General features: G+C 68.8%; 10 protein-coding genes. 1 reads left to right on the forward strand and 9 read right to left on the reverse strand.

What is annotated here, in order from left to right:
- Positions 1-27 precede the first annotated feature (27 nt).
- The 3 genes from RZR99_RS27520 to RZR99_RS27530 are packed head-to-tail and all read right to left on the reverse strand — an operon-like array spanning position 28 to position 3,111.
- Entirely contained in the window at positions 28-999 is a 972-nt protein-coding gene (locus RZR99_RS27520) for an NAD(P)H-dependent flavin oxidoreductase (protein ID WP_323122936.1), read from the reverse strand.
- Positions 996-1,898, reverse strand: coding sequence for an enoyl-CoA hydratase-related protein (locus RZR99_RS27525; RefSeq protein ID WP_323122937.1), 903 nt, complete (start codon positions 1,896-1,898; stop codon positions 996-998). Before RZR99_RS27525 ends, RZR99_RS27520 begins: the two co-directional genes overlap by 4 nt.
- A 7-nt stretch (positions 1,899-1,905) precedes the next feature.
- On the reverse strand, positions 1,906-3,111 hold the full coding sequence (locus RZR99_RS27530; protein WP_323122938.1) for an acetyl-CoA C-acetyltransferase: 1,206 nt from the start codon (positions 3,109-3,111) through the stop codon (positions 1,906-1,908).
- A gap of 754 nt (positions 3,112-3,865) precedes the next feature.
- On the opposite strand from RZR99_RS27530, the gene RZR99_RS33580 reads away from it, so the two are divergent.
- Positions 3,866-6,028, forward strand: coding sequence for a LuxR C-terminal-related transcriptional regulator (locus RZR99_RS33580; RefSeq protein ID WP_456061835.1), 2,163 nt, complete (start codon positions 3,866-3,868; stop codon positions 6,026-6,028).
- Between the two features lie 19 nt (positions 6,029-6,047).
- On the opposite strand, the gene RZR99_RS27545 is transcribed toward RZR99_RS33580, so the two are convergent.
- The 6 genes from RZR99_RS27545 to RZR99_RS27570 form a co-directional block, all read right to left on the reverse strand.
- On the reverse strand, positions 6,048-7,649 hold the full coding sequence (locus RZR99_RS27545) for a GMC family oxidoreductase (RefSeq protein ID WP_323122940.1): 1,602 nt from the start codon (positions 7,647-7,649) through the stop codon (positions 6,048-6,050).
- Between the two features lie 41 nt (positions 7,650-7,690).
- Positions 7,691-8,833, reverse strand: a complete 1,143-nt coding sequence (locus tag RZR99_RS27550; RefSeq protein ID WP_323122941.1) for an acyl-CoA dehydrogenase family protein — start codon at positions 8,831-8,833, stop codon at positions 7,691-7,693.
- A 10-nt stretch (positions 8,834-8,843) separates the two neighbouring features.
- Complete coding sequence (locus RZR99_RS27555; RefSeq protein WP_323122942.1) at positions 8,844-10,403, reverse strand: long-chain-fatty-acid--CoA ligase; 1,560 nt, start codon at positions 10,401-10,403, stop codon at positions 8,844-8,846.
- Positions 10,404-10,459: 56 nt separating this feature from the next.
- The gene (locus tag RZR99_RS27560) at positions 10,460-12,022 is read right to left on the reverse strand and encodes a long-chain-fatty-acid--CoA ligase (RefSeq protein ID WP_323122943.1); all 1,563 of its coding nucleotides are present in this window, start codon (positions 12,020-12,022) and stop codon (positions 10,460-10,462) included.
- Between the two features lie 383 nt (positions 12,023-12,405).
- Positions 12,406-13,824, reverse strand: a complete 1,419-nt coding sequence (locus RZR99_RS27565) for a coniferyl aldehyde dehydrogenase (protein ID WP_323122944.1) — start codon at positions 13,822-13,824, stop codon at positions 12,406-12,408.
- A 238-nt stretch (positions 13,825-14,062) separates the two neighbouring features.
- A complete protein-coding gene (locus RZR99_RS27570) occupies positions 14,063-14,998 on the reverse strand; it encodes an electron transfer flavoprotein subunit alpha/FixB family protein (RefSeq protein ID WP_323122945.1) in 936 nt (311 codons plus the stop codon).
- Positions 14,999-15,002: the final 4 nt, after the last annotated feature.

The following is a 15,002-nucleotide window of genomic DNA, read 5'->3' on the forward strand; positions in this document are numbered from 1 at the left end:
GCAAGCGACGAAAAAAGCCGCCGTTGCTCAGACCGCCATCAGCGACGTCAGCCGCAGCCGCTCCCGGCACTCGGCCGCCATGCGCTGCAGCAGCTCGGCGCAGCTCGGCACGTCGTCGATCAATCCGATGCATTGGCCGGCGGTGATGACCCCGTCGTCGATCTCGCCGCTTTGCAGCGCGGCGCGGCCGCGCGCACCCAGCACCAGCGGCCGGATCTCCTCGAACTCGCAGCCGCCCGGCCTGCTCTCGATGGCGCGCACCTCGTCGGCGATTGCGTTGCGAAACACGCGCGCGGTGTTCTTCAGCGTGCGGAAAATGAGCGCCGTGTCGCGCTCGCTGCCGCGCACCATCGCTTGCTTGATGTTGTCGTGGATGGGTGCCTCCCGCGTCACGCAGAAGCGCGTTCCCATGTTCACGCCCTCGGCGCCCAGCGCCAGCGCGGCGGCCATGCCGCGGCCGTCGGCGATGCCGCCGGAGGCGACGATCGGGATGCTCAACGCGCGCGCCGCCGCCGGGATAAGCACCAGGCCGCCGACGTCGTCCTCGCCAGGATGGCCCGCGCACTCCAGCCCGTCGATGGAGACGATGTCCACGCCATTGCGCTCGGCGGACTGCGCATGGCGCACCGTGGTGCACTTGTGCACGATCGTCACGCCATGCGCCTTGAAGCGGCCGATGAATTCCCTGGGACTGTTGCCCGCGGTCTCGACGATCCTGACGCCGCTTTCGATGATGACGTCCACATATTCCGCATAGGGCGGCGGCTTCACCGACGGCAGGATCGTGAGGTTGACGCCGAAGGGCCGGTCCGTCAGCAAGCGGGTGCGCTCGATCTCGCGGCGCAGGTCGTCGGGAGTGGGCTGCGTCAGTGCGGTGAGAATGCCCAGGCCACCGGCGCTGGATACGGCCGCGGCCAGCTCGGCCACGCCCACCCACATCATCCCGCCCTGAATGATGGGGTACTCGATACCGAGCAGTTCGGTCACACGGGTCTTCATAGCGGGCTTCCTGGTGGTCGGCCGCGCCCTGGTTCGCACGCGGCGGGATCGGTGACAAGACGGCCGAAGAGCTTGGCTTCGAGCGCCAATGCGCGGTCGATGGGCAGTTGCGTGCCCTCGTATACCGCCGACAGCAACGCCAGCGGCGCCGGCGCGCGATCCCGCGTATCGCGACGCACGCGCGCCAGGCCGAGCCCGAAGCTGGCGGCCGCATGCGGTGCAAGCGCGCCGGCGCCGCCCGGCACGCGGTAGCCCTTCACATCCCACGGCTGCTGCGCACCGGGATGGGCGAGCACCCAACGACGCGCGGTGTCCATCAGCCGCTCGGGGGCCACCACCGTATCCACCAGGCCCAACGACAGCGCCTCGGCGGGCGCCACGGCGCGCCCCGTCAGCATCAACGGCAGCGCGCGCTCGATGCCGATGCGGCGAGGCAGGCGCTGCGTGCCGCCGCTGCACGGAATCAGCCCCACCCGCACATCGGGCAACCCGACCACGCAGCGCGGGTCGTCGGCCAGCACGCGGTAGTGGCACGCCAGGCCGAGCTCGAAGCCGGCGCCCAGTGCCGGGCCGTCGATCGCCGCGGCCACCGGCTTGCCGCAACGCTCGAGCAGGCGGAAAGCGGCATGCACCGGCGCCACGCGTGCCGCCGCCTGCGCCGCCGTGAGTCCGGCATCGCGGCCGGCCGGCAGATCGCGGATGCGTGCGCCGGCCATGAAGCCGCGGCCCGACAGGATCACGGCGCCGACGACGTCCTTGTGCGCGGCCAGTTCCTCCACCGCCGCGGCGAGATCGGTCGCCAGGCCCGCGATCCAGCGGTCCGCCTCGTGGCCCGCGGCGTGCAGCGTGATCTCGGCCACACCATCGACGCCCGTTTCGACACTGAGATTCTCTCGCATGCCCGCCTCACGCTCTTTCGATCACGATGGCCGTCGCCTGCCCCGCGGCCGCGCACAGCGTAACCAGCGCCATCGTCAGGTTCCGGCGCTCGAGTTCGTCGAGCGCGGTGCCCAGCAGGATCGCGCCCGTGGCGCCCAGCGGATGGCCCAGCGCGATGGCGCCGCCGTTGACGTTGACCCGTCCGGGGTCGACGTCGAAATGCCGCATGTAGGCCAGCGGCACCACCGCGAAGGCCTCGTTGACCTCGAACAGGTCGATGTCGCGCACCGTCATGCCGGCGGACCGCAGGATTTTCTCGGTGGCAGGCATCGGGCCGCCCAGGCTCAGCAGCGGCTCGGAAGCGCAGCTCGCGCTGCCGACGATGCGGGCGCGCGGCGCCATGCCGTAGCGGGTGCCGAACGCGCGGTTGCCGAGCAGCATCGCGCAGGCGCCGTCGACGATGCCGCTCGAATTGCCACTGGTATGTACATGCTCGAAGGCGGCGAGCCGCGCATGGCGCTGCAGCACGATCGCATCGAAACCCTCGGCCCCGATCGCCGCGAAGGCCGGCTTGAGCTTGGCCAGATCGGCGGCCGTGGTGCCCGGACGGATGGCTTCGTCGTGCTCCAGCAGCAGCTCGCCGATCACGTCGCGCACCGGCCGCAGCGAGCGCGCGAAGCGGCCCTCGGCCTGCGCCACGGCCGCGCGGCGCTGGCTCTCCGCCGCATAGGCGTCGAGCGCCTCGCGCGCGTGGCCACCCAGTGCCGCCATCAGGTCGGCCGCCACGCCGTTGGGAATATAAGGGTAGCGCCGCCCGAGCTCGGGGTCGGTATAGGCGGCGCCGCCGTCGCTGCCGATCGCCACGCGCGACATCGATTCCACGCCGCCGCCGATCACCGCGTCGGCCTGGCCAGCCGCGACCAGCGCATGGCCGAATTTCAGCGTATCCAGCGCCGACGTGCAGAAACGGTTGAGCTGATAGCCCGCCACGCCGTCGCCATAGCCCGCGGCGAGCAGCGCGTAGCGCGTGAGATCGGCGCCCTGCTCACCCACCGGCATCACGATGCCGAGGCCGACATCGTCGATGGCCGCCGGGTCGAAGCCGTTGCGCTCGCGCAGGCCGGCCAGCACGCCGGCCGCCAGTCGCACGGGCGTCACCTCGTGCAGCGCGCCATCGGGCCGGCCCTTGCCGCGCGGCGTGCGAACATGGTCGTAGATATACACGTCGTTCATGCACTGCAGTCTAGGAATGCCCGGAGCCGGCGCACATCGTCGGAAGCGACGGAAATCACCGATGGACAGACCGCTGACCACAGGCTGTAGAATGCGTCAATCGACGTTTTGCCTTTCTTCCACCACGCGATCGGGACGTGCAATCGCGTGGCGCCCGGCTTGGCTGTCGGCGATGACCGATCCAAGCGCCATATCGATACCTGCGACCCGATGCCTGCGACTACCGGCCCGCTCAGTACGGCACTCGCGGCCAAGCTCGACCCGCCGGGCCTCTTGCCGACCCAGGTGCCGCGCTCGGCGGTATGCGAGCGCATCTGCCATGCCGGCGCGGCCAAACTGGTGCTGGTGCGCGCACCGGCCGGATTCGGCAAGACAACCGCGATGCTGCAGAGCCGCGCGCGCTTCGAAGCCGACGGCGTCGGCACGGCCTGGCTCACGCTGGACCGCGCCGACAACGATGCGCCGCGCTTTCTCGCCGGCCTGAACGAGGCAGCAGCGCGCATCGCCTGCGATGACGGCTTCGATACCGCCGACCACGCGGGCACGGCGGCCCAAGCGATGGAAGCGCTGGCGCGCCACCCCACGCCCTTCGTACTGTTTCTCGACGATTTCGAATTCGTGCAGGAGCCCTCCGTGCTAGGCCTGGTACGCGAGATCATCGACCGTCTGCCGCGCCTTGGACTGCTGGTGATCGGCTCGCGTGCGCTCCCCGACCTGAGGCTGGGCCGGCTGCGCGCGCGGCCAGCTCGTCGAGGTGGATGCCGAGCACCTGCGTTTCAGCCTCGCGGAAGCCGCCAAGTTTTTTCGCTTGCGCGGCATACCGCTGGCGCCGCCGCCGCTGGCGCAACTGCACGGCAAGACCGAGGGCTGGGTCGCGGCGCTGTGGCTGGCGTCCGTGGCGCTCGAGCGTTACGGCCCCGACGGCGCGTATGACGAATTCATTCAGCGCTTTTCCGGTTCGCACCGCGCCATCGCCGATTACCTGGCCGAAGACGTGCTCGCGCATCAAAGCGCCGAAGTGCGCGAGTTCCTGTTGCGCACCAGCATCCTGTGGCAATTGAGCGCGCCGCTGTGCGAGGCGCTCAACCCTCGCATGGACTGCGCGCACATCCTCGGCAAGCTGGAAGCCGCCAATGTCTTTCTCATGCCGGGACAGGATTCGGCGGGCGGCGCGGAGCCGGCCTGGCGTTACCACCGTCTGTTCGCGGACTTCCTGCGCGCCCAGTTGAAGCGGCAGCATCCGGACGAATTCGTGCGGCTGCACCTGGTGGCCTCGAGCTGGTACGAGACCGCCGGCCGCCCGGTACCGGCCATCGACCACGCCATCGAAGGAGGTGACTTCCCGCACGCGCTGGGCCTGCTGGCCCGATACGCCGAAGGCTTTCTCGCGCAAGGCCGCCTGCGCTTGATGGCGCGCTGGTTCGCGGCCGTGCCGGAAGCGGCGCTGCACGCGCACCCGCTGCTGCAGATCATGGCGGCGTGGGTGACCTGCTTCACGCAGGGCGCCGGGGAGGCGATGGCGCGGCTGGAACACTCCGGGGTCCAAGACAGCCACGACGAGGGAATACAGGCCCACCTCAGCGCATTGCGCCCGCTCCTGCTGGCGATGATGGACCGCTACGAGGACGCCGATGCCACCGGCCGCGACGGCCTGCGCCGGCTGCCCAGTTGCAAACCCTTCGCCGACAGCGTGCTCATCAACACGATGGCCAGCGTGGTCTCGGTGATGGGCGAGAGCCCCGAAGCCCACCGGCTGCTCGACGCCGCTCGCGCCGGCCGCGGCACCAGCGACTTCGTGCGCACCTACACCGAGGCGATGGAGGGCCTGCTCGACCTGCAGGAAGGCCGGCTGCGCCAGGCCACCGCGCGCTTCCGCATGGTGCTGCTCGGCCAGGCGGACGGCAACGGCTATCGACACCATAGCGGCAACGCCTGGGCAGGCGTACTGTATGCGTCGGTCATCTACGAGATGAACCGGCTCGACGAGGCCGAGCACTGGCTCAACATCTACCTGCCGCTGGCGCGCGATGTCAGCCTCCCCGACCACATGATCGCCAGCCACGCGATACGCGCGCGGATCGCTTTCCTGCGCGGCGACATCGACGCGGCCGTGCGCGTGCTGACCGAGCTGGAATATCTCGGCCACCATCGCCACCTGCCGCGTGTGGTCTGCAGTGCCAAGCTCGAACGCGCGCACATGCTGATGCTGCAAGGCAACGCCCAGGCGTCGCGCGAGGAGCTCGAGCGCGCCAACGACAGCGCGCTATGGGCACGCGTGTCGCGCCAGCGGCTACCTGCGCACGAAACGGACGACATGATCATGGGCAGCCTGCGCTGGGACATTCTCTTCGGCGATGCGCACGCCGCGTTGCCGCGCATCGCGCATGAGCTGGCCCGCGCCGAAGCCGCCACGCGGCGGCGCCGCGTGTTCAAGCTGCGGGTGCTGCAAGCGCTGGCCCTGCAACGCAGCGGCGATCCGTCCGGCGCGCGGCGGGAGATGGCCGAATTGCTGCAGCAGACCTACCCCGAGGGCTTCATGCGGCTCATCCTCGACGAGGGCGAGCCCGTCAGCCTGCTGCTGCACCGCCTGCATGCCCATCGCATCGATACCGGCGCGCCCCTCTTCGACGACTACCTGCAAGGCCTGCTCGCCGCTGCCGGCCCCATGCCGCTGCTCGACGCCGAAATCCTTGCGACCGCGGCGCCGGTCGACCCGCTGGCCGAGCCGCTGACACGCAAGGAGATCCGGGTGCTGCAGTTGCTGGCGGAGGGCTACTCCAACAACGCGATGGCCGAGAAGCTGTTCGTCTCCGACAGCACCGTGCGCACGCATCTGCGCAACATCAACACGAAGCTCGGCGCGAAGAGCCGGACGCAGGCGGTGGCGATCGCAAGGAAGCGGCTGGTGATCCAGTGAGATTCGGCGCGCGCCCAGCTCATCGGGCCGCCCGGATCAGATCCACCGCCTTCTCGGCAATCGCGATTACGGGAGCGTTGGTATTGCCGCCCACCAGCGTCGGCATGATCGACGCATCGACCACTCGCAGCCCTTGCAGGCCATGCACGCACAGCGTCGCATCGACCACCGCTGCCGGGTCGCGCCCCATGCGACAGGTGCCGACCGGGTGATAGACCGAGTCCACGCGCTCGCGCAGCACCGCACGAATCTGCTCGTCGCTCTCGACGCCCGCGGTAAAGAGATCGCCGCTACGCCATTGCGCCAGCGCCGGCGCGTCCATCAGCCGGCGTGTCAGCTTGAAGCCGGCAACCAGCGCGTCGAGGTCGTCGGGATGCGACAGGAAATTGGGATCGATGTCGGGCGGCTGCGACGGATCGGCATTGCGCAACCTCACGCGCCCGCGGCTGGCGGGCCGCAGCAGGCAGACATGGCACGAATAGCCGTGCGACGCATGCAGCTTGCGGCCGTGATCGTCGCCGATGCTCACGAGGAAATGCAGCTGCACATCGGGTGCCGGCAAATCGGGGGCGGTCTTGAGAAAGCCGCCGGCCTCGGCATAGTTGCTGGTGATCGGACCGTAACGCTCGCGGCGGTAGCGGGCCACGCCGCGCACCGTGCGCAGCAGGCCGCTGGGCATGAGGCTCACCAGGTGAGGGTGGCGTCGCGCACGGTAACTGAAGACGAAGTCCGGATGATCCTGCAGGTTCTCGCCGACGCCGGGCAAATCGTGCAGCACCGGAATGCCCAGGGCCTGCAGCGACGCACCGGGGCCGATCCCGGACAACATCAGCAGTTGCGGCGACTGGAAAGTGCCCGCGCAAAGCAGCACCTCGCGCCGCGCCCGCAGGATGTACCGCCGGTCGCCCTGCACGCACTCCACCCCCACGGCGCGCTTGCCGTCGAACAGAATGCGCAGCACCTGCACGCCGCTGCGCACATCCAGGTTGCCGCGCACGCCGAGGTGAGGCTGCAGGTAGGCGCGTGCGGCGCTGCAACGCTCGCCGTTTCTTTGCGTCACCTGGAAGGGGCCGACGCCCTCCTGCTCGGCGCCGTTGAAATCCTCGTTGAGCGACAGGCCGCATTGCGCGGCGGCTTCGAGGAAGTACCGCGGGAAGGGGTTGTCGGTACGCAGCCCCGCCACATTGAGTGGACCGCCCTGGCCGTGAAACGCGTCGTCGAATTGCTCGTTGTGTTCGCTGCGCCGGAAATACGGCAGCAACGCGTCGTAGGACCAGCCGGGGTTGCCCAGCGAAGCCCAATGGTCGTAGTCCCAGCGATGGCCGCGGATATAGACCATGCCGTTGATCGCCGAGCTGCCGCCGAGCGCCTTGCCGCGCGGCTGGTAACCGCGCCGCCCGTCCAGCCCGGGCTGCGGCTGCGTCTCGAACGCGTAGTTGCAAAGCCGGGTCGGCAGCATCGCCACCAGGGCCGCCGGCGTGTTGACGACCCAGTTGTCGCCGCGGCCGCCGGCCTCCAGCAGGGCCACGTCGACGGTGGCGTCTTCGCTCAGGCGCCCCGCCAGCACACAGCCTGCGGAGCCGCCGCCCACCACGACGTAATCGAACGAATCCGCGTCCATCCCCTGCCCTCCCAATGCCGGTTCAGCCGGTGTGCCGACGGCTACAGCCCGCGCGCGATCACTTCCTTCATGATCTCGCTGGTGCCGCCGTAGATGCGCTGCACCCGCGCATCGGCATACATGCGGGCGATAAGGTATTCGTTCATGTAACCGTAGCCGCCGAACAGTTGCAGGCATTCGTCGACGAGCCTGCCCTGCATCTCGGAGGCCCACAGCTTGGCCATCGAGGCCGTGACCGTGTCCAGCGTGCCCGCCACCAGTTGCTCGACACAGCGATCGACGAAGGTTTGGCCGACCTTGAGCTGGGTGGCGAGCTCGGCGAGCTTGAAGCGCGTGTTCTGCCACTCGGCGATCGGCTTGCCGAAGGCCTTGCGCTCGCGCGTGTACTGCAGCGTCGCCTCGAACGCGCCCTCGGCGCCGGCCAGCGCGAGCACCGCGATGGCGAGCCGTTCGTACGGCAGGTCGCTCATCAACTGGAAGAAGCCTTGCCCCTCCTGGCCGCCCAGCAGGTTGGAGACCGGCACCCGCACATCGTCAAAGAACAGCTCCGAGGTGTCCTGCGCCTTGAGGCCGATCTTGTCGAGCACGCGGCCGACGCGGTAGCCCTCGGAGTCCCGCGTCTCGACGATCAGGATGGACGTGCCGCGCGCGCCCTGGGTCGGATTGGTCTTGGCCACCACCAGCACCACGCCGGCGAGCAGCCCGTTGGTGATGAAGGTCTTGGAGCCGTTGACGACGTACGCGTCGCCGCGCCGCTCCGCGCGGGTACGCACCGCCTGCAGGTCGGAGCCGGTGCCGGGCTCGGTCATCGCGATGGCGCCGACCAGTTCGCCGCTGACCACGCGCGGCAGCAGGCGCCGCTTCTGTTCGTCGGTGCCGTGGTTGAGCAGGTAGTGCGCGACGATGCTGTGCACCACGCTGCCCATGCCGGTAAGGCCGCGGCGCGCCGCCTCTTCGCAGAACACCGCTTCATGGCGGAAGTCGCCGCCGGCGCCGCCCCACTGCTCGGGAATATCGGCGCACAGGAAGCCGAGCTCGCCGGCCTTGCGCCATAGCGCGTGCCCGACATTGCCACGATGACGCGCGGCCTCGTCGATGGGGATCATCTCGGTCTCGACGAAGCGAGCCACCGAGTCACGATAAAGGTCGATATCCTCATCGGCCCAGGAACGACGGAAGTCCACTGTCTCGCCCTCAGTTGATGCGTCGGTCGTGGCCGGCCCAGAACGGCTCGCGCAGGATGAATTTCTGCAGCTTGCCGGCCGGCGACAACGGCAGCTCGTTGCGGAACTCGATGCTGCGCGGGCATTTGTAGCCCGCAACGAGACCGCGGCAATGCGTGATCACGCCGAGCTCGTCGAGCGCGGTCCCGGGACGCAGCACGATCACCGCATGTACGCGCTCGCCCCACTGGTCGTCGGGCACGCCAATTACCGCGCACATCGAGACCTGCGGCAGTTGCGCGATCGCATTCTCGACCTCGGCCGAATACACGTTCTCGCCGCCGGTGACGATCATGTCCTTCAGGCGATCGACCACGTAAAGGTAGCCCTCGGCGTCGCGGTAGCCGCCGTCTCCGGTATGCATCCAGCCGTCCCGCAGCACAGCCGCGGTCTCCTCGGGCTTGTTCCAGTAGCCCTGCATCACCATCGGCCCGCGCGCGCAAATCTCGCCCACCGCGCCGGGCGGCAGCTCGCGACCCGCGTCATCCACGATGCGCACCTCGGCGATCGGGACCGGCCGGCCGGCGGAACGCAGGCGCTTAGCCTGATCGAGGCCGGGCCGGTGATCGGTGGGAAGCAGCACCGAGATGGTGGGCGCCAGTTCCGTCATTCCGTACACCTGGCAGAACTCGACCCGCGGGAGCGCTTGCATGGCCTGCGCCAGCAGCGTGGCGTCGATGGGCGCCGCGCCGTAGAACATCATCCGCAGGCTGCCCAGATCGAATTCCGCGAAGCGCGCGTGCTCGACGAGCCGCTTGATCATCGTCGGCACCAGGAACGTCTCGGTGACACCCTCGCCGTGAATGGACCGCAGGACGGCCACCTCGTCGAACACCGGCACCACCACCTGCGTCATCAAGCGCTGCATCATCTGCAGCGAAAGCCCGCAGCCGGCCACATGGAAGAACGGCGCCACCACCAGGCCCACTTTCTCGCCTTCCGGCCGCGGCACCGCCGCCACCGCGCTCAGCGCGTTGACGTACAGGTTCGCGTGCGACAGCATCACGCCCTTGGGCGTGCCGGTGGTGCCGCCGGTGTACATCACCGCCGCGAGATCGTCGCCGCCGCGCCATGCGTCGTCCATCGCGTCCGACTCGGCCATGATCTGTTCGTATCCCACCATGCCGGCGGGCACCTCGTCGTCGCCGCAGTACACCAGCGTCCGCAGCGACCCGGACAACTCGCGCAGCGCGCCGGCCTGCGCCGAGAAGCACGCGTCGACCAGCAGAATCCGCGTGTCGCAGTCGTCCAGCGAATAAGCCACCTCCCTGGCGCTCCATCGGATGTTGACCGGATTGATGACGCCGCCGCCCCACCATACGCCGTACAGGTACTCGACATATCGGACGGAGTTGAGGCTCAGCATGCCCACGCGGTCGCCCGGCCGCATGCCGAGCTTGCGCAACGCGGCAGCCAGCCGCGCCGCGCGCTCGGCGAACTGGCGAAAGGTGGCGCGCCGCGCGCCGCAAACCACGGCGGTCGCATCCGGGCGCTCTCGCAACGCCTTGTGCAGGGATTGGGTGAGATGCATCTTCGTCGTCTCCTGGTCTCGCCTACTTTGCTTTTTTCGGTCCTTCGCACCGCCGGTCAAGCCACGCGGCGAGCATGGCCTTGCCAGTGCGGCTCGCGCAGCTTGTGCTTCATGATCTTGCCCGCCCCGGAGATCGGCAGGTCCTCGACAAACGCGATGCTCCGCGGACATTTGTAGCCGGCGATGAGCGCACGGCAGTGCTCCCGCAAGTCAGCGGCGTCGACCATCGCACCCGGCTTCCTGACGATCACCGCATGCACGGCCTCGCCCCACTCGGCGCTCGGGATGCCGATCACCGCCGCGGCCGCCACCGCGGGATGTAGCGACAGCGCGTTCTCCACCTCGACGCAGTACACGTTCTCGCCGCCGCTGACGATCATATCCTTGAAGCGGTCGACGATAACGATGAAGCCCCGCTCGTCCATCCACGCCGCATCGCCGGTGTGCAGCCAGCCTCCTCGCAGCGTCTGTGCGGTGAGCTCGGGCTGGCTCCAGTAGCCCTGCATCACGCAGGGGCTGCGCACGACGATCTCGCCGATCTGGCCGGGCGGCACCTCGCGGCCGTGAGGGTCGACGATCAGCACATCCACACCGGCCAGCGGCTGCCCGGCTGTGGTCAGCTTGCCCAGCTTGCGGCCTTCGGGCGTGTGATAGCGGCTGGTGAGATAGCTCACGCCGGCCGACAACTCGGTCATGCCGTACCCCTGCACGAACTCGGCCCCGGGGAACAGCGCGAACGCGCGGTCGAGCAGGGCTTCCGAGATCGGCGAGGCGCCGTAGCCCACCCAGCGCACGCTGGTCAGATCCGCGACGCGCGCGCCGGGGTGGTCGACCAATACTTGCAGCATCGCCGGCACCAGCATCAGGTGGCTGATGCCCTGCGCATCCACGGCCTGCAACACGCCATCCGGCGTGAAGGCAGGCAGGAATGCCTGGCGGCAGGCGCCCATCAGGCCGCGCAGTGCGAACGACAGCCCGGCCAGATGGAACAGGGGCGCGCTGTGCAGCAACGACTCGCGGCCGGCGAGCGGTGCGGCCAGCAGCGAAATGAACGAATTCGTGACCAGCGCCTCGTGGCTCAGCATCACGCCCTTGGGCCGTCCGGTGGTCCCGCCGGTGTAGAACACACCCGCGAGATCGTCGCCATTGCGCAGCGCGTCGTCCGCGGGATGCGCGTCGGACAGGAGATCATCCAGCCGCAACGCGCGTTCCGGCACGTTCCGCCCATCGATATGCACCAGCGTTCGCAGCGAGCGCGACAGACCGAGGAGCGTCGCGCACGACGGCGCGAATGCATCGTCGACAAACAGCGTGCGGGTGTCGCAATCGTCCAGCGAGTCGACGATTTCGGCCACACCCCAGCGCGTATTCACCGGGTTCGCCACCGCGCCGGCCCACCAGATCGCGAGCAGGAGCTCGAAGTAGCGATCGCTATTGGCGGCCAGCAGTCCGACGCGATCGCCGCTTCGCACGCCGAGCGCATGCAGCACGCCGGCCAGACACGCAACGCGCGCGTGGAGTTGCCGATACGTCTGGCGTCGTGCCGCGAAGCACGTGGCTTCACTGTCCGGATGCTGCTGCAGCGCGCAGTGCAGCGCCTGGGTGAGGTGCAGCCTCATGCCGGCGCCGCCTCCGTCGCCCGACTCAGGCACCCCGCGCGCGGAACAGCCGCATCGACGACCTGCCCGTTGCCGGCGCGCGGCGGGCGGCTCGGCGCCCCGTCAATGCCGGTCATTTCTACCACGGTCAACCTTTCGAGCGGGCCCGCCATTGCTGTACCTCCTCCCACGGCGCGATGCCGTATCGTGTTCCGATCTTGCGCCGTTGCAAGAGTCGGCAACATCGTCGAAAGCGACGAAATCCGGCCGGGCCGCCGCGATCGGCTCCCCCGCGAACCGCTCGCCTTGCATCCGGCCCGCTGGCGTACCCGCGCCAGATCGCTCACCTCGATTCCGGTCCGGATCGCCTGAAGCGGATCGGCTGCTTTCGCGCCCTGCTTCACTCAACCCTTGAGCATCATCTTGATCAGGGCGACGGAACGCGGACCATACGGCGGCGAAAGCAGACGGCGCGCATTCAGCCGCGGCTGCACCAGAATCGGTTTCATCTTCGAGAAGGTCACGAAGCCGTTGTAGCCGTGATAGGCCCCCATGCCGCTCTGCCCGACTCCGCCGAACGGCAGCGACCCGCAAGCCGTATGCATCAGCGTCTCGTTCACCGACACGCCGCCCGAAATCGTCTCGCGCAAGACACGATCGACGACACGCCGCGATTCCTCGAACAGGTACAGTGCGAGCGGATGCGGACGCGCATTGACATAGGCAATCGCGTCGTCCAGCTCGTCATACGGAACGAGCGGCAGCAGCGGCCCGAATATTTCCTCCTGCATCACGGCCGCGTATTCCGGCGCTTGAGTCACCACCGTGGGCGTGAAGCGGCGCGGCACCCGGGTGTTCGCGCCGTCCGCCAGTGGATGAAGCCGCGCGCCGGCCGCCTTCGCGTCGCTGGCAAGTGTCTGAAGGCGTGCGAAATGGCGGTCGGAAATGATCGAGGCAAAATCAGGATTGCTTGCGAAATCCGGATACAGCCTGGCAACGACGGCGGCCGCCCGCTCAACGAATGCCTGCTCCTTGCCGCGCCGCACCAGTACGTAGTCCGGCGCGATGCAGGTCTGGCCGGCATTGAGCAGCTTGCCGGTCACGATCGAATCGACGGCCGCGTCGAAGCGCGCGCCGGGGCCGATGATCGCGGGCGACTTGCCACCGAGTTCGAGCGTGACGGGCGTGAGGTTGTCGGCCGCCGCATGCATGACATGCCGACCCACGCTCGTCGAACCGGTAAAGACCAGATGATCGAACGGCAGACTCGAGAACATCGCCCCGATATTCGCGTCGCCGTTTACCACGGCCACATGATCGTGCGCGAACGTCCTCGCGATCAGCGTCTCGAACAGGGCCGAGAAGCGCGGCGTCAATTCGGGCAGCTTGAGCATCGCCCGATTGCCGGCCGCGAGTGCGCCGATGAGCGGCGTCACGCCCAGCAGCAACGGATAGTTCCACGGCACGACGATGCCGACCACACCGAGCGGCTGCGGCATCAGCCGCGCGCGGGCCGGGAGCATCCACTTGTTCATCGGGCGCCTGCGCGTCTTCATCCACCGCGCGCCGTGCCTGAGCGCGTCGTTGATCTCTTCCTTCGACAGCCAGAACTCCGCTATCTGGATTTCCTGCTTCGCACGATGGCCGAAGTCCGCATGGATGGCTTCGGTGATCGTATCCTGGTTGTCGAGCAACATCTTGCGCAACGCGCGCAGGTGCCCGGCGCGCTCGGACCATTCCGGATAGGGCGCCCGCCGGTGAGCGGTCTGTTGCGCCCGCAACAGGGAGCCGAGCGCGGCGGCCTGGGGCTGATCGTTCTTCATGTCGACTCCTCGATAAATCCGCGACTGCCGGTCAGGCGGGCCTGTCCGATCGACGCACGGGACACGGGCCGTCGCGGGCGAATCCGGCGCACGGCGATACGGTCGGGCGGGGGCAGCGTGCCCGCCCGGCGCCGCCGGCCGCCGCGCGGATCGAGCCGATCGGCACGGCCAGGACCCGACACGTGCCGCCGCGCCGCGACAGACGCCGTCGGCGCGTACCCGTGCCGACCTGCCGCGATCAGTCCAGCGCCGCCACCAACGCCGGCACCTCGGTGTTCAGGTCGCCCACCAGACCGTAATCCGCCACCTGGAATATCGGCGCGTCCGGATCCTTGTTGATCGCCACGATCACCCTGGAATCCTTCATACCGGCCAGGTGCTGGATCGCGCCCGAGATACCCACGGCGATGTACAGCTGCGGCGCGACGATCTTGCCGGTCTGGCCGACCTGATAGTCGTTCGGCACGAAGCCGGCGTCCACGGCGGCACGCGAGGCGCCCAGCGCGGCATTCAGCCTGTCGGCGAGCGGCGTCAGCACCCGGGTGTAGTTCTCGCCCGAACCCAGGCCACGGCCGCCCGACACGACGACACTGGCGGCGGTCAGCTCCGGGCGGTCGTTTCGGGTCACTTCACGCGAGACGAACCGCGAGATGCCAGCATCGGCCACCGGCGTCAGGTTCTCGGTCGCGGCCAAACCGCCGACGGCCGCCGCCTGCTCGAACGCCGTGCCGCGCACGGTGATCACCTTCACGGTGTCGACCGATTGCACCGTGGCGATCACGTTGCCGGCGTAGATCGGGCGCTCGAAGGTATCCGGACTGCAGACCCGGGTAATGTCGGAGATTTGCGCGACATCCAGCCCGGCGGCCACGCGCGGCAGGATGTTCTTGCCATAGGCGGTCGCCGGCGCCAGGACGTGGCTGTAGTCGCGGGCGATGGTCAATACCTGCGCGGCGACAGGCTCGGCCAGGCCATCGGAAAACAACGGCGCGTCGGCCACCCGGACCCGGGTGACGCCCGCGATCCGCGCGGCGGCTTGCGCGGCCTTGCCGCAGCCCGTGCCGACCACCAGCACGTGGACATCGCCGCTGCACCGCAGCGCGGCCGTGACGGTGTTCAGGGTCGCGACCCTGATGGATTGGTTGACGTGCTCAGCAATAACGAGTGCGGTCATCTTG

This window comes from Burkholderia alba (assembly GCF_034721475.1).
GTDB lineage: Bacteria > Pseudomonadota > Gammaproteobacteria > Burkholderiales > Burkholderiaceae > Burkholderia > Burkholderia alba.